Raw genomic sequence first — 17,539 nt, 5'->3', positions numbered from 1 at the left:
CGGGAACCAAAGTCAGCGCTCTTCCAGTTCCAGGCGCCCCTGCAGCGCGACCCGATCGACCTTGCCGGCGGCGTTCCGGGGCAGCTCGGAAACCGCTACGAAACGCACCGGCACCTTGTACTTCGCGAGGCGCGCACGGAGAAACTCGCGCAAGCCGCTCACCGGCGCGTCCGTCACGACGTACGCGACGCCGATCTGCCCCCACTCTTCGTCCGAGGCGGGGAGCACCGCCGCATCGCGCACCTCCGGGTGTGCGAGCAGCGCTGCCTCCACCTCGGCGGGATAGATGTTCTCGCCTCCGCTGACGATGAGATCGCTCCGGCGCGCATGGACGATGAGCCGTCCCCGAGCATCCATCTCGCCGAGATCGCCGGTGCGGAAGGACCCTCCCTGAAGCGGCGGCTGCCCCAGATATCCGCGCATCACCGCCGGTCCGCGAACGACGACTTCTCCCTGGTCCACGACCACCTGGAACCCCGGGAGAGGTGGTCCGGCTGTCGCGCCGTCGGCGTCGTCCGGGCGCTCGCAGGTGGCCATCGAGCACGTTTCGGTCATTCCCCAGGTCTGCAGAACGCGCAGCCCCGCGCTTCGGGCGCGCTCGAGGAGCGGCTTCGGCACCGGACCGCCGCCGACGGCAACGATGGCGGGCGGGAATGTGGCACCCTGCTCCAGCACCCGCGCGAGCGTGGTCGCGACCAGGCTGGCGTGCGTCGCCCCCTCGCGCAGCTCCCCCGCGACTGCCGCGGCGTCGAAGCGCTCGTGCAGCAGCACGGTGGCGCCGGCCAGCCCGCAGCGGAAAAGGACTCCGAGGCCGCCGACATGGAACAGCGGCAGCACGCAGAGGAAGCGGGACCGGGCGTCGACCTGGAGGACCTGGTTCGCCGCGAGCGCGCTCGCTTCGAGATTGTCGCGTGCCAGGCGGGCCGCCTTGGGCGAACCCGTGGTGCCCGACGTGAAGAGGACCAACGCGGCCTCGCCCGCGGGCGGGATCCCCGAGATCGATTGCCTCTGCGCCGTCCGCTCCGCGGCGGTCAGGCGCGGATTGAGCAGTACCAGCTCCGCGCCCCGATCCATCGCGCCAAGCACGAGACCGGCGGTATCCGGCGTGTTGTTTCCTTCGGCGAAGATCCGCCGCTCATGCACGGCGGTAGGCGCGATCTCCAGCGCCGATCCGCGGAAGACGAGCTTCACGGCAGACCGAGTCCCGGCAAAGCCGGGATGCGCACGATTCCACCGGCCGGGGCGAACGGGTCCGGGCCGACGTCTTCCTCGACCAGCGTCCCGGTGGCGATGCCGGCAGCAGGCTGCGGTCCGAGCGCGAGCACAGCGGCAGCGAGGTGTGCTGCGCCGCCGCGCCCGACGGCGCTCTCCAGCGAGCTGGTGACGACGATCTTGCGGCCGCGCTCGTGCGCGCGCCGTGCGAGGCGAAGAGCGGGAAGTATGCCGCCGAGGAGCATCGGCTTGAGAACGATGACGGCCGCGCGGGCGAGCGCGCCCTCCGGGTCGGAAGCCACCATCTCGTCGGCCGCCAACGCCACCTGTGACCCTTCCAGGCCGAGCAGGTCCGGCGTGGGCTGTTCGCAGAGCTCGATCCGCAGCGGCGCGAGCTCTCGCAGCTTCCGGAGCGCCTCGGGAGCGTCCCAGGCGCCGTTTGCGTCGAGCCGGAGCTTCACGTCGGGCCCGGCCGCGTCGCGAACGACCGCGGCGCGCGCGTAGTCGTCGCCCATCCCCACCTTCAGCTTCAAGGTGAGGAATCCCTCGGCCACCGCGCGCTGCGCCTCCCGCGCGAGCTCGGGAACCGCGTCGGCGGAGAGCAAGGCGCTCGCGGGCACTTCCAGCGGCGCCGCGCGCTCGAGCAGCCGCGCGAGAGGGACGCCGGCGCGCTGCGCTTCGAGGTCGAGCAACGCCTGCTCGACGGCGCACCGTGCGGCGGGAGTCTCCGGGAAGGCCTCGAAGGTCGCCTCCTGGAGCTGGCGGTGGCACTCGCGGAGCGACTCGGTCCCGAGCTCCGGCAGCGGCGCCGCGTCGCCGCGGCCGATGCGCTCTCCGTCGTGGGCAAAGACGAGAAAGCCTTCGCGCAGCTCATGGATGCCGCGCGCCGTGCGCACCGGTCGCGTGAGCCGCAAGCGGTAGGGGCGCACTTCGATGCGCCGCCCGACGGCGCGCGCCGGCATCATTGCCACAATCCCGCGGCCAGCAGCAGCGAATAGAGAATCTGCGCGCGCGCCGTCTCGCCGAGGCCGCGGTTCAGGGCAGCTCCTTCCTGGGTGAGCACGGTGCGCAGCGCCCGGAGCAAAGCGGGCAAGGCGAGCAGCGGCCAGAGAGTACCCAGCAGGATGGCGAGGACGAACGGCGCAAGTGCCAGGATCGCATACTGCACGCGCGTCGCGCGCGCGCCGAGCTTCACCGCCAGCGTGTTCTTGCCGACGTGCGCGTCGGTCTTCCGGTCGCGAAGGTTGTTGACCACCAGGATGGCCGTCGCGAGCGATCCAACCGCCGCTCCCGCCATCCAGGCCATGGATGGAACATAGAGGGCCTGCGCGTACACCGTGCCGCAGGTGGCGACCAGCCCGAAGAAGACGAAGACGAAGAGATCGCCGAGCCCGTGGTAGCCGAGCGGCCACGGCCCACCGGTGTAGAGCCAACCCGCAGCGACCGACGCCAAACCGATGACCAGGATGGGCCAGCCGGACATCGCGGCCAGGGCGATCCCGAACAATCCGGAGATGCCAAATGCAAACCAGGCAGCGAGCTTGACGGTTCCCGGCGGCACGAGGCCGCTCTGTGTGACTCGCGTCGGCCCCACCCGGTCGGCGTCCGCCCCGTGCCGGAAATCCGAGTAGTCGTTCGCAAAGTTCGTTCCGACCTGGATGAGCAGCGACGCGAGCAGCGCGAGCGCGGCGGCAGCGGGGCGCAGTGCCCCGACGCGGTGCGCGATGGCGGTCCCCACCAGAACCGGCGAGACCGCCGCGCTCAGCGTACGCGGGCGCGCGGCCATCAGCCACACGCCGAGTCCGGGCCGGATGGCGGCCAGCTCGGTCATGGTCGCCTCGGAAACTTCCGGAAGTCGGGCTTGCGCTTCTCCTTGAACGCGTCGCGGCCTTCCTGCGCTTCCTCGCTCATGTAGAAGAGCATGGTCGCGTCGCCCGCCAGCTCCTGGATCCCCGCCTGGCCGTCGAGCGCGGCGTTGAAGCTGCGCTTCAGCATCCGCAGCGCCAGCGGGCTGAGCTGGAGCATCTCCTCGCACCACTTCACGGTCTCCTCCTCGAGGCGGGCGAGCGGGACCACCGCGTTCACGAGCCCCATGGAGAGCGCCTGCTGGGCGTCGTACTGGCGGCAGAGGAACCAGATCTCCTTCGCTTTCTTCAGGCCGACGATGCTCGCCAGCGTCGAGGATCCGAACCCGCCGTCGAAGCTGCCCACCCGCGGTCCGGTCTGGCCGAAGCGGGCATTGTCGGCCGCGATGGTCAGGTCGCAGACGACGTGGAGCACGTGCCCGCCCCCGATGGCATATCCGGCGACCATCGCGACCACCGGCTTCGGGAGCGACCGGATCTGCTTCTGCAGGTCGAGGACGTTCAGGCGGGGAACACCGTCGCGGCCGACGTATCCTTGCGTCCCCCGGATGCGCTGGTCGCCGCCCGAACAGAACGCCTCGTTCCCGGCGCCGGTGAGGATGGCGACGCCGGTATCCGGATCCTCGCGCACGTCGTCGAAACACTTCTGCAACTCGAACAGCGTCTGCGGGCGGAAGGCGTTGCGGACTTCGGGGCGGTTGATGGTGATCCTGGCAATCCCGTTGCCCGATTTTTCGTAGATGACGTCTTCGTGCTTCTGCACCAGGTTCCACTTCATCGCAGTGCCTCCACGAATGCCTGGGGTCGTTCGAGGTGCGGCGCGTGCCCGCAGTCGGGAATCGGGATCAGCGACGCCTGCGGGAGGAGGTCGCGCATCCGGCGCGCGAGCGCGGAGAACTTCTCGTCGTTCGCGCCGGTGATCAGACGGACGGGTACGCGCAGGCGCGGCAGATCCGCCCAGTAGCTCGGCTGCGCGCCCGCGCCGAGATGGCGCAGCGCGCTGGCGAGCCCGGCTGGACGATGCGCAAGCCGCTCGAAGCGGAGTTGCGCTGCAAACGGCCGCAAGGATGCAAGGGTAGGGTGCCGCTCCCAGCGGTCGATGAACTTCTCCATCCCTTCGCGTTCGATGAAGGCGGCCAGGTCGTCGTCGGCGGCCTTCCGCTGGGCGCGCTCACCTGTGTCCTCGATGCCGGCCGTGCCGCTTTCCAGGACCAGCTCGCTGACCATCGCTGGATTGCGCAAGGCGAGGCCCAACGCCAGCCGCGCCCCCATCGAGTAGCCGACGATGCGCACCGGGTCCGCCGGCTCGAGAGCAGCGAGGGCATCGTTCCAGGAAGTGGCATCGGCAGCGCCGCCGTGTCCGGGCAAGTCGGGCGCCTCCGCCTCGGGAAGGAAGCGCGCGAGCGTGCGCGGGCTTCCAGCGAAACCGTGCAGCAGCAACGTCCTCAAGGCGGATCCCCGAGCGCCGCGATCACGGCGGCCTGCAGCGAACGGTGCTGCGCCACGTTGGCGGCGCGGTCCGTGCGCGCCTCGACCATCTGCAGGCCGGCGGTGGTTCGCTGCAGCGCGCTGCGCAGCGCTCTCCCGTCCGCGACACGCGTGAAGGTGGCTCCGCAGAGCCGCGCAGCGCCTTCCAGATCGAGCCCGTGCGGAGTGGCGAACAGCTCTTCGAACCGCTCGGCGTGCGCGGCGATGGGAAGGAAATGGAAGATGCCGCCGCCGTCGTTGTTCACGCAGACGACGGTGAGCGGGAGCCGCAACCGGGCGGCAGCGATCAGGCCGCCCAGATCGTGCAGCAGCGCGAGATCGCCCACGAGCGCGACGGCCTTCGTGCCGGTGACGGCGGCGGCGCCGGCGGCGCTGGAGACGATCCCGTCGATGCCGTTCAGCCCGCGGTTCACCAGCACTCGACCCCGCCGCGGCGCGAACGCGTCCACGTCGCGGACCGGCATGCTGCTCGCCACGTAGAGCAGGTCCGCTGCCAGCGCCGTTTCGCGGGCGACGAGCGGCTCTCCCCAATCACCTTCGGCGAAGGCCACTTCGAGGGCACCGCGGGCGCGCCTCTCGGCGCCTTCGAACAGACGCCGGAGGGGACCTTCGGCGCGCGCTGACGCGGCAATTGCCTTGCACACTTCCGCAGCAGGCCCGGCGACCACCGCCGTTGCTCCGTGCGCCGGATCGACTGGCTCGCCGCGCTCGTGAATCACGATCGTGCACCGGGCCTGCTCCACCCAGGACTGCACGAGCTTCGAGCTGATTGCTCCGCCCACCCGCACGACGGCTTCGGGCCGCAGCGCGCGCGCCCAGGCTTCGTTCCTCAGGATCAGATCCGCATGCGCGACGCCTTCGTCGACACCCGACGCCGCATCCGTGAGGACGGCGTAGCCGAGAGCGCGCGACAGCTCCCGGACGGCAGCGGGAAAATCGTCGCGAGCGTCGCGGGGACCGCAGACGATCACACCGCGTGGATGCCGGGAGAGGATCCCGGCGAGCTCGCGCACGTCGGGCATGCCGCGCGCCGACACGTGGTGCACGGCGGGCTCGTTGCGGACCTCGGGCAGCGGACCGGGAACAGGGGCCAGAGGCTCGCGGAAGGGCGCGTTCAGATGCGCCGGCCCCCCGTGATGGAGTGCGCGCGCGACGGTTGCGCGCATGTGCGAAAGCGTCAGCGGATCGGGCAGGCCGAGATCGGCGAAAAAGGCGTGGCCGCCGAAGAGCCGGTGCTGATCCAGCTGCTGCGGCGCGCCCCAGCCATGGAGCTCCGGCGGGCGATCGGCGGTGATCGCGATCACCGGGATGGCCGTCGCCTCGGCCTCCAGCAGCGCGGGGTAGAAATGCGCCGCCGCGCTTCCGGAAGTGGAGAGGAGCGCGACGGGACGGCCGGACGCTTTCGCCGCTCCGAGGGCGAAGAACGCCGCGCTGCGCTCGTCGATCACGGTGTGCGGCCGCAGGCGGTCGGCCAGGGCGAGGGCGAGCGGGGCGCTGCGGGAGCCGGGACAGATCACCGCATCGCGCGCTCCGGCGCGCACCAGCTCGTCAGCCACCGCGCCGGCCCAGAGGAGATTGAAGTTCACGAGCGCGCTCCGAGCGCGTCGAGGAGCGCGCGCGCCTTGAGCTCCGTCTCCTCCCATTCCGCGCCGGGCGACGAGCCATCCACGATGCCGGCTCCGACGAAGATCCGCGCGTGCCGGCCGCGGACCAGAGCGGAGCGCAAGGCGATGGCCAGCTCGGCCCGCTCTTCGCCGACCCAGCCGACGACGCCCGCATACAGGCCGCGGTCGAGGCCCTCGTGGTCGGCGAGGAAGCGCAGGGCGGCTCCGACGGGAACGCCGCCCACCGCCGGTGTCGGATGAAGAGCCGCCGCCACATCGGCAATCCCGCGTCCGGGAGAGAGGTGTGCGACCACCGGCGTGTGCAGATGGACGACGTTGGCCAGCGCGCGGACGCGTGGCTCGCGGGGCCAATGGGCGTGGTCGGCGACGCCGGCGAGGGCGTCGGTGATGTGATCGACGACCCAGCGGTGCTCGCGCAGGTCCTTGCCGCTGGTGGGCAGCTCCGAGGCGTGCTCGGGGGAAGCAGAGCCGGCGAGCGCGTCGGCTTCGACCCTGCCACCTTCGACACGGCAGAGGATCTCCGGCGTCGCTCCGAGGAAGACGCCACCCGATCCGCGCACTAGAAAGGCCCTGCAGCTCGGATATCGCCCTTCGAGCGCGCGGAGCAGCTCCTGCGGATCGATGGGCGCGTCCGCCTCGACGTCGATGGCGCGCGCGAGCACCACCTTGTCCAGAGCGCGCGAGGCGATGGCCTCCAGCGCGCGGAGGACGAGCGTATTCCAATGCTCGCGCTCCCCGCGGCGGCGCCGGATTCGCGCGGGCGCGGAAGGCGAGGTCGCGTACGGCACGTCGAGCTTTGCCCGCGCGCAGTCGAGCCGCTCCTGGGCCCGGTCGCCGAACGCCCTCAGGTGGTGATGGCCGTTCTCGCTCCAGGCGAGGAGCGCGGGCAACGTGAAGCGCAGCGGCGAGAAACCTGCCCAGTCAGGGCCGAGACCGTCATTGAACGCGGCGGCGCCGAACCACGGACCGGGTAGATGCCGCGGGAGCGCCGATGGCATTTCCAGGCTCGACAGCACGGCGCCGAGCGAGGCCCCCTCGCGGATCTCCGCAGCCCCATAAGCGAAGAGGCGGACGCCGGCCTCCGGATGAGACCAGGAGCCGTCCGGCAGACGCGACGGAGCACGCGGGACCTCCGCTCCGGCCGAGGGGATCTGCGGCCTGGCTGTGTGGACCCACGCCATCTGCGCTCCCTGCTTGCCGGCCCCGGGGGGGCCCGCTATACCACACTTGTTTCAAAACATTCTGAAACCTCTGATGCAACAGATTCGCATCCCGGAGACGCAGCGAGGACGCCGCCCATGACCTCAGGGCCGTCGCTGGTGCTCCGCGACCATCGGCCGCAGGGCACTAGGGTCCGTATCGCCCCCGGGGTGACTGTGGGTGGCCCGGCGTTCGTAGTCATGGCGGGCCCGTGCGCCGTCGAAAGCGGAGAGCAGATCGAGGCCGCTGCTGGCCTGGTCGCCGCGGCGGGCTGTCCGGTGCTGCGAGGCGGCGCCTTCAAGCCGCGGTCGAGTCCATACAGCTTCCAGGGACTCGGTGCGCGGGGAGTTCGCCTGCTCCTCGACGCGGCGGGCGAGCAAGGGTTGGCTGTCGTCACTGAAGTGCTCGAGCCCGCCGATCTGCCTGCTTTCGACGGTGTGGCGCTGCTCCAGGTGGGCGCCCGCAACATGCAGAACTTCCCGCTGCTGAAGGCGCTCGGCCAGCTTCGGCGGCCGGTCCTGCTCAAGCGCGGTCTCGCCGCCACGGTCGAAGAGTGGTTGCTCGCGGCGGAATATCTCCTCGCCGGTGGAAACGATCAGGTCATTCTCTGTGAGCGGGGCGTCCGCGGTTTCGAGCCGTCCACCCGGAACATGCTCGACCTTTCGGCGGTGGTGATCGCGAAGCAGCGCACGCATCTGCCGGTGATGGTCGATCCTTCCCACGCGTCCGGGCGGCGCGAGCTGGTGATCCCGTTGAGCCTCGCCGCCGCAGCCGCGGGCGCCGACGGATTGCTCGTCGAGGTCCATCCGCGCCCGTCCGAGGCCCTGAGCGACGGCGAGCAGGCCCTGCTCCCTGACGACCTCAGGACGCTCATGGCGCGGCTCGCGCCCGTTCTCAATGCGGTGGGGCGCGAGCTATGGCGTCCCGTAGAAGATCGGCGGGCGGTCGCGCGATGAGCGCCGAAGTGCGCGAGATGTTCGCCTCGATCGCGCGGCGCTACGACACCGCCAACGAAGTGCTCTCGCTCGGCATTCACAAGGGCTGGAGGCGGGCGGCAGTCCATCTCTCGGGGGCAGCTCCGGGACAGCGCGTGCTGGATTGCGCCACCGGCACCGGAGATCTGGCGCTCGAGTTCAAGCGCGCGGTCGGCGCCGGCGGCGAGGTGATCGGGACGGACTTCTGCGCCGAGATGCTGGAAAGCGCTCCGGCCAAGGCGGCGAAGGCGCACCTTCAGGTGAAGTTCGCCGTCGCCGACGTTCTCGCGCTGCCCTACCCGGACGGACAGTTCGACGTCGCCTCGATCGCGTTCGGGATTCGCAACGTCGACGATCCGCTGCTCTGCCTGCGGGAGATGGCGCGGGTGGTAAAGCCCGGCGGCTGCGTCATCGTGCTCGAGTTCGGCCAGCCGCGCGGCCCTTTCGGCGCGCTCTTCCGCGCCTACAGCCGCGGGGTGATGCCGGTAGTGGGGGGCCTGCTCACGGGGAACCGCGCCGCTTACGAGTATCTGCCCCGGACGGCGGCGGCCTTTCCCGCGGGTGAGAAGTTCCTCGGCGTGATGCGGGAGTCGGACGCGTTCAGCGCCACGGAGGCGCACCCGCTGACGTTCGGGACGGCGTACGTCTACCGTGGCGTGAAGTAGGTCGACCTGGCGCGCAGAGACCACGCAAGCTTCATTTCGTGGAGGTGTCGTCCCGGGCGGCGCCGTTCATGAGCACGGTGGTGCTGGTGGGCCTGTCTTGCACGTTGTCCTGCAGGCCTTGCGACGTCGCACAGCCAAGCAATGTTCCGATGAGGATTGCCAAAGTCTTGTTCATCGCTGCCTTCTCCCGGACGGCACCCGACCGAGAGTAGCAGACCAGCATGCGGCCGCGCTCCGCCTCTTCCGACCGCGCTGTCACCGCACCTTGGCAGACACCGCCTGCAGGACGCGCGCCGCCTCTTGATGCTTTCCTTTCCGGGCGAGATCGAGCGCCGTCTTGCCGTTCGGCATCTTCAGCGACGGATCCGCCCCGGCGTCGAGCAGCATCCGGATCGAGACGGCGTCGCCGTTCATGGCCGCCTCGTGCAGGGCAGTGGCGCCTTCCGACATGCGCGCATCGATCTCGGCGCCGTGCGCCATCAGCACCTTCGCCACTTCCGACGACTGCGAGAGCATCGACACGTGAAGGGGCGTGTTGTCGAACTTGTTCTTCGCCCGCGCGTTCACGTCCGCGCCCGCAGCGAGCAGGATGGCCGCCGTCGCGGCGTTGTCGGCGAAGGCCGCGGCGTGCAGCGGAGTCCAGCCGTTGGGTGCGACGCTCTTGACGAAGGCGGGATCACCTGCGACCTGCGCGCGGACGTCTTCTGCGGTTCCGACCGCGGAGACTTCCCAGCCCGCGAGCCGGGGTTGACGCCGCAGGATCGCGTCGAGGACGCGATTCTGGCGGCGAGGCACGAACCCTTCGCCGCGACGTGCGCCGAGCGCTGCAGCGACGGCGGATCCTTTCTCGTCGCGGGCGGAGGCGAGCGACGGATCGTCTTCGAGCAGCCGCTCGACGCGTGCAAGGTCCAGTGCCCGCACGGCGGCGAGGAAGTCGGCGGGATCGGCGGCAGCAAGAACCATGGCCATGAGCATGTGTGTTCCTCCTTGCTCTCCTCGTAGCCGCGGCCCCGGGCCGGCCACATCGTCCCGAAGTGCGATCCGTGGCGTGGTCCTTCAGGCCCATGTGCGCCCGGGAGCGCCCAGCGTATGCTCCGGACATGCCGAGGGAGCTGCGCAGGCTCATCGCGGCAGGCGGCGCCGCGGTCTGGGTGATGGTCGGGCTCCCGATCTTCATCCGTGGCGCGCAGGAGCCATGGCGGCTTGCCGCATGGTCCGCGGCATACGTCGCCTTCGGCGTCGTTCTCGCGCTGGCGCTGCGCACCGGACGGCTGCTCTGGATCGTTCCGCAGGCCGCGGCCGTGATCGCGCTCGTCCTGATCCTGTGCGACGGGTTCGAAGGCGCGCTGCTGGTGCTGGTCGCGCTCCAACTCGGAGGAAGGACCTCGCGCCGGGCAGGTCTCGCCGCCATTGCCCTTCAGAGCGCGGCGCTGTTCGCCGCCATCGCCATCCACTGGAACCGGGGAGCGGCGCTGCTCCTTGCCCCACCGTACCTGGGCTTCCAGCTGCTCGCGTACTTCGCGGCGGAAGGGATGTGGCGCCTGGCGCGGACGCAGGAGCTGCAGCTCGAGAACGAGCGCCTGGCGGAGAGGCTGCGCATCTCCCGCGAGCTGCACGATCGCCTCGGCCACCATCTGACCGCGCTGCGGCTCAACCTGGAGGTCGCCGACCGCAGCGGCGAAGCGCTGGCGGCCGCCCGGGATCTCTCCCGCGGCCTGCTCGCGGAGGTGCGCGGCGCCGTCGAAGAGCTGCGCGACCCGGAACGGGTCGATCTCTGCGTCGCGCTGCGCGCCATCGCCGAGGAGCTTCCCACCCCGCGCATCCATGTCGAGGCGCCCGCCTCGCTTTCCGTGCGCGATCCTCTCTGCGCCACCGCCATCCTCCGGTGCGCGCAGGAGATCGCGACCAACGCCGCCCGCCATGCATCCGCGAGCAACCTCTGGTTCGAGCTCGTGCAGCGCAACGGCATGCTCGAGCTGCGCGCCCGCGACGACGGAGAAGGAGCACCCGAGCTGCGGACGGGAAACGGGCTGCGGGGAATGCGGGAGCGGGTGGAGGCGGCAGGCGGCACGCTGACCGTCGACTCCGGAGCCGGTTTCGCCGTGCGCGCGAGCGTGCCGCTGCGGAGCGCTTCGTGATCCGCGTGGCCATCGTGGAGAACGAAACCCTGGTCCGCGAGGGGCTCCGCCGGGTGCTCGAGCTGGACGGCGGCCTGCGCGTCGAGGGCGAGGCGCGCGATGGCGCGGAGGCGGTCGAGATGCTGCGCCGGAGCCGGCCGGACGTCGCGCTCCTCGACGTGCGCATGCCGCGCGCCGACGGAATCGCCGTCCTGCGCGAGCTGGGGGCGGACGCGAATCCGATCCGCTGCATCGTCCTCACCACCTTCGACGACGCGGACGCGTTCCTCGCCGCCCTCCGGGCCGGAGCGCGGGGCTACCTGCTCAAGGACGCCTCGCCCCAGGAGCTCGGCGAGGCCATCCGCGCCGTCGCCGCCGGCGGAACCTGGTTCAAACCCGCCGTCAGCGACACGGTGCTGCGCGGCCTCGCCTCGTTGCAAACGGGCGAAAGACACGACGAGGTGAGGGAAGACCTCACCGCGCGGGAGCGGGAAGTGCTGCGGCTGTTGGCCGGCGGCTACTCGAACCGCGAGATCGGCGACGCGCTGGGCGTCGCCGAGCGGACGGTGAAGAACCACGTCGCCAGCATTCTCGGCAAGCTCTGGGTGCGCGACCGCACGCGCGCGGTGCTGAAGGCGCTTTCGCTACGACTTCTTTAAGCCGTACCGGTCGCCTCGCCGGATTCGGCCCGCGCCCGCGCGATCTCTTCCGCCAGCACTTCCACGGTCTCGCGGATCTGCTGCTCGGTGTGCGTGGCGGTGCAGAAGAACCGGAGGCGCGCCGCGGTTTCCTCGACGGCGGGGTAGAGAATCGGTTGCACGTTGATTCCCCGCTGCTTGAGGGCATCGCTGACTTGAAGCGCGTGCAGCGAGTTCCCCAGGATGGCCGGAATGACCGCGCTCTCCGCCGAGAAGCCCGTGTCGATTCCCTTCTCCTTCGCCAGCCGGAGGAACAGCGACGCCCGCTCGTGCAGGCGCGCCACCTTCTCCGGATGCGCCTTGAGCTGCCGCAGCGCCTCCAACGCCGCGGCGGTGTTCGCCGGCGAGATGCCCACGCTGAACACGAAACCACCGGCGCTGTACTTGAGGAACTGGACGAGCTGCTTGCTGCCGCAGACGTAGCCGCCGCAGGAGGCGAAGCTCTTGCTCAGCGTCCCCATCCAGAGGTCGACGTCGGCGCGGTTCACGCCGAAGTGCTCGCCGATTCCAGCTCCGGTCTTCCCCATCACGCCGATGGAGTGCGCCTCGTCGACCAGGAGGAGGCAGCCGTACTTCTTCTTCAGCTCGATGAAGCGCGGCAGATCGGGGAAGTCCCCGTCCATTGAGTACACGCCCTCGATGGCGATGAGGACGCGCCGGTAGTGCGGCCGGAGCTGCTGGAGCTGTTTCTCCAGCGCGCGCCAGTCGTTGTGCGGGAACGGCCGGCGCTTCGCGCCCGACAGCTTGGCGCCGGAGACGATGCAGTCGTGTGCCAGCGCGTCGTGCAACACGAGGTCGCCGTCTTTCACCAGCGTGGCGATGGTGGTGACGAAGACGCCGTGGCCGGACACGGTGACGACGCTGTCCTCCGTGCCGAGCAGCGCGGCCAGCTCCTGCTCGAGCTCGCGGTGCAGCGGCTTCTCGCCGGAGGCGACGCGGCTCGCGGAGACACTGGTGCCGTACCGCGCGACCGCTTCCTGCGCGGCCCGGGTGACGTTCGGGTCGCCAGACAGGCCAAGGTAGTTGTAGCTGGACCAGTTGATCACCGTCCGGCCGCCGATCACCGAAGTGTCGTTGGTGACGCGCTCGTGGACGTTGAAGTACGGATTGCGCAGGCCGAACGCAGTGGCGAGGCCGAGCCGCTGCTCCAGCTCCTGGACCTCGGGGAACTGCTCGATGCGATACGTCGCCTCGTCGACCGCCGGCGGCTTCGGCTCCGGAGCCGGGGGAGCCGTCTTCAGCGGCGAGGTGCGGCCGATGAGGAAGCGCGGATCGCGGTGCTTGAACTCCCCCTGCACGCCGCGGGCAACGGCCACCACCCTGCCGTCGCGCGACTGCAGCACGATGGTGCCGCGGACCTCGTCGCCGCCGCTCTGCTCGAGCGTGAGCGAGGCGCGCACCGGGCCCTCGCCCAGCGGAGCGACCTGGACGAACTCCTCGATGCCGATGGGAAACCCCGCCCGTTGCAGGTGGGACCACGCCCAGTACGCGGCGAGTTGGAACGCGCCGTCGACCGCGAGCGGATCCACGGTCCACGAAGACCGGTGCGGATTGCGGATCCAGTTGGCCGGCTTGCTCGTCCGCACCCAACCGACGATGCCCTGCGGCGACATCTGCTCGATGGACTCGATCGCGCGCATCCGCGGACCGTGGAAGGTGAAGCCGCCGTAGAACTCGTCCAGCGTCATCGGCAGCTCGGGCAGAGCCATCGCTGCCGGGGCGGGAAGGGCGGAGCTCAAGGCGGAAGCGACGTCGGCGGCGGGCGTGACGAATGCCGTGTAAGCGGGGGCGCGCGAGAACGCCCGCGGCGCTCCTGCAGCAGCGGAGGACAGCGACACGGCCAGCTCGTTCGACCCACTCACGGAGACGGTGAACTGGGCGGCGTCGGCGATGCGGATGGGTTGACGCAGCCGGAAATCGCGGAGCAGGAGCGGCGCTCCGGAGGTGCCGATCGCTTCCGCCGCCGCATACGCGGCGACGTCGAGGGCTGCCGCAAGGGGAAGCACCGGCTGACCGGCGAGCTGATGGTCTTCGAGGTACGGATGCTCGGCTCGCGACACCTGCATGCGAACCTTGTGCGCAATCCGGCGGGCGGGACGAGAGTGCGCAAGCAGGACGGGCCCGGACCAGCCGCCGCGCAGCGCCGAGAGGAACGCCGCGATCCCCGCTGCGTCGTCGATGAACGGCACCCCCTGCTCGGCGAGCGCGGCTCGCACGAGCGGCGGAATCTTCGCCACCATCGCCGTCCCTTCCCAGGGCGGATACTCCAGGGACGATGCCCGGACGCCAGGGCGCTTGCGGGCAAGCGACGCAACGGCGTGCGACAGCGCCGCATTCGCGGCGGCGTACGAAGTCTGCCCGGCGTTTCCGAAGCGGCCCGCCCAGCTCGAAACCGCAACCACGGCGCGGATCGGATCCTGCATCGTGGCCAGGACCGCGCCCCAGAAACCGGCGACCTTCGTCGCAAGCACGCGCTCGACGGACTCGTCCCGCGCATCCGCGGCCGGACCGTCCTCGGTGATTCCGGCGGCATGCACGATGGCGGTGAACTTTCCCAGCCGCGCCCGCGCGTCGTCGAGAGCGGTTGCCGCCGGCTTCGTCACGTCCCATTGCACGAATACGGCCCGTGGCGGCAGCGCCGGAGGGGGCGTCCGGCCTGCCAGCGCCACCGCCGCTCCCCGCTCGGAGAGCGCTTGCGCCAGCTTGAACCCGATGCCACGGGTTCCACCGGTCACCAGGACGACGTCGCCGGAGCCGATCTCGACGGGCTCGCCGGTTGCGGCCGGCACCAGATCCGGCTCGTATCGCGTTCCGCCTGCCCAGCGCACCTCGGCGGCGGCGTTGCCCGAGCGCAGCTCGGCGAACAGCGCGTTCGCCATGGCCCCAGCTCCGTCCCCGCTGCGCAACTCGACGCACTTGACCAGCTCGTCGGTGCGCTCGCGCGCCAAGGCCTTCACGTAGCCGGCCAGGGCGGCGTCGATCTCGTCGGTCCCGGGGACGGCGACCACGAACGTGCCGCCGGAGGCGGCCCCGGCCTGCGCCCGCGCGAGCCGATGCATTTCCAGCACCGCCTTGAACCCTGGCTCGACCTCCGACTCCCCACGGCCGAGCGGCGCGAGATGGATCACGCCGCCGATGTTCTCCAGCGGGTCTCCAGGCTCGCCGACGATTGCGTCGTGGCCATTGTCGTTGAGGAGCGCGGCGAGCGCGTCCGCGACGCCGAGCGGATCGCGCGTGAGCAACAGGCGCTTGGGCAACGGGTTCTCCGCCGCCGGCGTGCCGAGATTCGCCTCGACGAACGAGGGGGCGAATGGAAGCAGCTCGCGCCCTTCGCTCGCCATCTCGCCGAGGATGGGCGAAAGCACCGGAGCGATGGGCGCATGCGGCTGCGCGACGGCCCGCGCCACGTGCTCGACGATGTCCTGTACGCTGGTCTGCGGCCCGAGCAGGTTCCGCGGCAGTCCGCCGGAGCCCGGGAACGCCTTGTTCACGTCGCCGTCCAGCTCGACGGTCATCAGCGAGTCGAAGCCGAGATCGCCGGCGAGCGTCTGCGAGGGCTTGATGGCCTCCAGCGGAAACGCGCTGATGCGGGCGACGGACGCGAAGATCGCCTTCGCCACCCGCTCCTCGGACGGGGGTAACGGCTTTACCGCCTCGGCGGCGGCGAGCTCGACAGGCCGGGACGCCGGCGGTGCTGCCGACGCGCTTTGCGGAAGCTGCGGGATCGCCGGGAGCTGCGGCAGCGCCACTCCCTTTCCAGCCAGCGCCGCTGCCTGCTGCTCCAGCACCTTCGCCTGCTGCTGCAACAGAGCGACCTGCTCGCGGAACAGCGCCACCAACGGATCCATCTGCGTCATCTCCTGCGCTGCCGTGGGCAGCCGCAACGGCTCTGCGGGGACCTGCGGGCGTTCGACGACCCAGTACGGCTGCGTATCGAGCGCTGTGGGCGGCAAGGTGATGAGCCCGGCATCCCGTCCCTCGAAGAGCGGGGCTGCGTTCAGCTCGATGCCCGCTGCCCAGATGTGCCCTAGCGCGAGAGCGAGCTGCTGCAGGCCGTCGTCCTCGCGGGATGCCAAGGACACGTTCACCGTCCGCTCGCTCTCGGGGAGCGTCGCGCGCACGAAGGACGTCAGCACGCCGCCCGCGCCGACCTGGATGAAGATGCGGGCGCCGAGCGCCGCCGTCGCCCGAAGTGCGGAGACGAAGTCTACCGGCGCCGTCGCGTGCCGCACCCACACGTCGCGCTCGTCGCCGGCGTAGGGCTTGCCGGTGATGGCGCTGACCACCGGGATCGCCGCGCGATCCAGCGGCAGATCGGCGACCAGGGCGCGCATGGTGTCGGCGACTCCCTCCATCAAGGGCGAATGGAAGGCGTGCGAGACGTCCAGCGACGTCACCGCGATACCGCGCTCCGTCAGCTTCGTGCTCGCGGCGTTCACGGCGGCGGTGGTTCCCGAGATGACCGTCTGATTCGGGTGGTTCAGGTTGGCGACGACGATTCCGTCGATACCGCGCAGCGCATCCGCGACTTCCTGCGCAGACGCGGCAGCGCTCGCCATGCCCCCCGCGTCGGCGAGCGGCAAGTCCACCATGGCCAGTCCGCGTTGTGACACCAGTCGGACGGCATCTTCCGCGCCAATCAATCCGGCTGCGCCCGCGGCCGCGAATTCGCCCAGGCTGTGCCCGACCGCGACGTCGCCGCCAATGCCGAGCTTGTGCAGCAGCGCGTGGAGGGCAAGGCCGACGGCGGCCATCGCCGGCTGGCAGACTTCGGTGCGCGTCAGGCGTCTCTCGGCCTCCGCGGACGGCTCCGCATGGAGGAAGCCGCGCAGCGATCCGCCGATGCGCGGATGCAGGTCGGCGATGGACGCATCGAGCTGATCGAGCTTTTCGCGGAAGGCTGGTATCTGCTCGTACGCTTCGCGGAGCAACCCGACCTTCTGCGCGCCCTGGCCGGGAAAGAGCAGGGCGACCTTCCGGTTCTCGAACGGCCCCTGCGCGAACACCGCGCCCGGAAAGAGCTGGACGGGGACCGAGGGCTCCGGATGCGCCATCCGGTCCGCCACGCCGTCGCCGCGCTTCTCCAGCGCGTCCGCGGACGCGAGCAGTCTCTCGGCGAGGACGTCGAACGAGTCCGCCACCAGCGCGAGCCGGGCATCGCCGTGCGTGCGCTGCGAGAGCGTGTACGCCACGTCGGCCAACGAGCGCCCTTCGCGGCTCAGACCGGGGAGGGAAGCAGCGATCTGCCGCGCGAACTTCGCGACCACCGGGGCGCGAGCGCCGCCGAGCAGGAACAGCTCGGCGCGCGCCTTGCCCGGCGCGGGAAGCGTGCGGCGAGGCTGGGCCGGCTGCGGCGCCTCCTCGAGCACCAGGTGCACGTTGGTGCCGCCGAACCCGAACGAGCTGACGCCGGCGCGGCGCGGACGCCCGTTCCTCTCCCACGGCGTCTCGGCTCTCGGCAGGAAGAACGGCCCGGCTCCCAGCTCGAGCTTCGCATTTTCCTCGGCGACACCCGGTTGCGGCGGCAATTTTCCGTGGTGGAGCGCGAGAGCCGTCTTGATCAGACCCGCGATGCCGGACGCGGACATGGTGTGTCCGATGTTCGCCTTGACGCTTCCGAGCGCCGTGCGGATGCCGCCGCCCGCCGTCCATCCCGCCTCGTCGAAGAGCTGGCGCAACGCTCCCACCTCGACGA

The 17,539-nt window shown here is 70.8% G+C and carries 13 protein-coding genes and 5 pseudogenes; 5 read left to right on the top strand and 13 right to left on the bottom strand.

Going from position 1 to position 17,539, the window contains the following annotated elements:
- Nucleotides 1–12: 12 nt before the first annotated feature.
- Genes E6J58_07365 through E6J58_07335 form a run of 7 tightly spaced genes read right to left on the bottom strand, consistent with a single transcriptional unit; the run spans nt 13 to nt 7,371 of the window.
- Complete coding sequence (locus E6J58_07365; protein TMB39231.1) at nt 13–1,191, bottom strand: 2-succinylbenzoate--CoA ligase; 1,179 nt, start codon at nt 1,189–1,191, stop codon at nt 13–15.
- Nucleotides 1,188–2,174 carry an o-succinylbenzoate synthase gene (locus E6J58_07360; GenBank protein ID TMB39374.1) on the bottom strand — a complete coding sequence of 329 codons (987 nt, stop codon included), beginning with the start codon at nt 2,172–2,174 and terminating at the stop codon, nt 1,188–1,190. The genes E6J58_07365 and E6J58_07360 overlap by 4 nt, the downstream gene beginning before the upstream one ends.
- Entirely contained in the window at nt 2,174–3,043 is an 870-nt protein-coding gene (locus tag E6J58_07355) for a 1,4-dihydroxy-2-naphthoate polyprenyltransferase (GenBank protein TMB39230.1), read from the bottom strand. The genes E6J58_07360 and E6J58_07355 overlap by 1 nt, the downstream gene beginning before the upstream one ends.
- Entirely contained in the window at nt 3,040–3,855 is an 816-nt protein-coding gene (gene menB / locus E6J58_07350; protein TMB39229.1) for a 1,4-dihydroxy-2-naphthoyl-CoA synthase, read from the bottom strand. The genes E6J58_07355 and menB overlap by 4 nt, the downstream gene beginning before the upstream one ends.
- Nucleotides 3,852–4,526, bottom strand: coding sequence for an alpha/beta fold hydrolase (locus tag E6J58_07345; GenBank protein ID TMB39228.1), 675 nt, complete (start codon nt 4,524–4,526; stop codon nt 3,852–3,854). Before E6J58_07345 ends, menB begins: the two co-directional genes overlap by 4 nt.
- A complete protein-coding gene (gene menD / locus E6J58_07340) occupies nt 4,523–6,208 on the bottom strand; it encodes a 2-succinyl-5-enolpyruvyl-6-hydroxy-3-cyclohexene-1-carboxylic-acid synthase (protein ID TMB39227.1) in 1,686 nt (561 codons plus the stop codon). Before menD ends, E6J58_07345 begins: the two co-directional genes overlap by 4 nt.
- Nucleotides 6,148–7,371, bottom strand: coding sequence for an isochorismate synthase (locus E6J58_07335; GenBank protein ID TMB39226.1), 1,224 nt, complete (start codon nt 7,369–7,371; stop codon nt 6,148–6,150). The genes menD and E6J58_07335 overlap by 61 nt, the downstream gene beginning before the upstream one ends.
- Nucleotides 7,372–7,488: 117 nt before the next feature.
- Between E6J58_07335 and aroF the strand changes: the two genes are divergently transcribed.
- Together aroF and ubiE are read left to right on the top strand one after the other, a co-directional pair.
- Nucleotides 7,489–8,346, top strand: coding sequence for a 3-deoxy-7-phosphoheptulonate synthase (gene aroF, locus E6J58_07330; protein TMB39225.1), 858 nt, complete (start codon nt 7,489–7,491; stop codon nt 8,344–8,346).
- Entirely contained in the window at nt 8,343–9,029 is a 687-nt protein-coding gene (gene ubiE, locus E6J58_07325) for a bifunctional demethylmenaquinone methyltransferase/2-methoxy-6-polyprenyl-1,4-benzoquinol methylase UbiE (GenBank protein ID TMB39224.1), read from the top strand. Before aroF ends, ubiE begins: the two co-directional genes overlap by 4 nt.
- Before the next feature lie 255 nt (nt 9,030–9,284).
- Here ubiE and E6J58_07320 read toward each other — a convergent pair whose 3' ends face one another.
- Complete coding sequence (locus E6J58_07320) at nt 9,285–10,004, bottom strand: ankyrin repeat domain-containing protein (GenBank protein ID TMB39223.1); 720 nt, start codon at nt 10,002–10,004, stop codon at nt 9,285–9,287.
- Nucleotides 10,005–10,072: 68 nt separating this feature from the next.
- Between E6J58_07320 and E6J58_07315 the strand changes: the two genes are divergently transcribed.
- Together E6J58_07315 and E6J58_07310 are read left to right on the top strand one after the other, a co-directional pair.
- Nucleotides 10,073–11,167 carry a hypothetical protein gene (locus E6J58_07315; protein ID TMB39222.1) on the top strand — a complete coding sequence of 365 codons (1,095 nt, stop codon included), beginning with the start codon at nt 10,073–10,075 and terminating at the stop codon, nt 11,165–11,167.
- Complete coding sequence (locus E6J58_07310) at nt 11,164–11,805, top strand: response regulator transcription factor (GenBank protein TMB39221.1); 642 nt, start codon at nt 11,164–11,166, stop codon at nt 11,803–11,805. Before E6J58_07315 ends, E6J58_07310 begins: the two co-directional genes overlap by 4 nt.
- Here E6J58_07310 and E6J58_07305 read toward each other — a convergent pair.
- Nucleotides 11,802–13,190: an aminotransferase class I/II-fold pyridoxal phosphate-dependent enzyme gene (locus E6J58_07305; protein TMB39373.1), complete on the bottom strand. Its 1,389-nt coding sequence runs from the start codon at nt 13,188–13,190 to the stop codon at nt 11,802–11,804. The genes E6J58_07310 and E6J58_07305 overlap by 4 nt on opposite strands.
- A gap of 888 nt (nt 13,191–14,078) precedes the next feature.
- A pseudogene (locus E6J58_07300) lies at nt 14,079–14,723 on the bottom strand (SDR family NAD(P)-dependent oxidoreductase).
- On the opposite strand from E6J58_07300, the pseudogene E6J58_07295 reads away from it, so the two are divergent.
- Nucleotides 14,657–14,839, top strand: a pseudogene (locus E6J58_07295) (hypothetical protein). The pseudogenes E6J58_07300 and E6J58_07295 overlap by 67 nt on opposite strands.
- A gap of 409 nt (nt 14,840–15,248) precedes the next feature.
- Here E6J58_07295 and E6J58_07290 read toward each other — a convergent pair.
- From E6J58_07290 to E6J58_07280, 3 pseudogenes are all read right to left on the bottom strand, one after another.
- Nucleotides 15,249–15,701, bottom strand: a pseudogene (locus E6J58_07290) (acyl carrier protein).
- Nucleotides 15,702–15,932: 231 nt separating this feature from the next.
- Nucleotides 15,933–16,898 (bottom strand): annotated as a pseudogene (locus tag E6J58_07285) (acyltransferase domain-containing protein).
- A 123-nt stretch (nt 16,899–17,021) separates the two neighbouring features.
- Nucleotides 17,022–17,432 (bottom strand): annotated as a pseudogene (locus E6J58_07280) (hypothetical protein).
- Nucleotides 17,433–17,539: the final 107 nt, after the last annotated feature.

This window comes from Deltaproteobacteria bacterium (genome assembly GCA_005879535.1).
Taxonomy (GTDB): domain Bacteria; phylum Myxococcota; class Myxococcia; order Myxococcales; family 40CM-4-68-19; genus 40CM-4-68-19.
The sequence above is the reverse complement of the archived record's forward strand: the minus strand, read 5'-3'. Positions and strand labels throughout refer to the sequence as shown.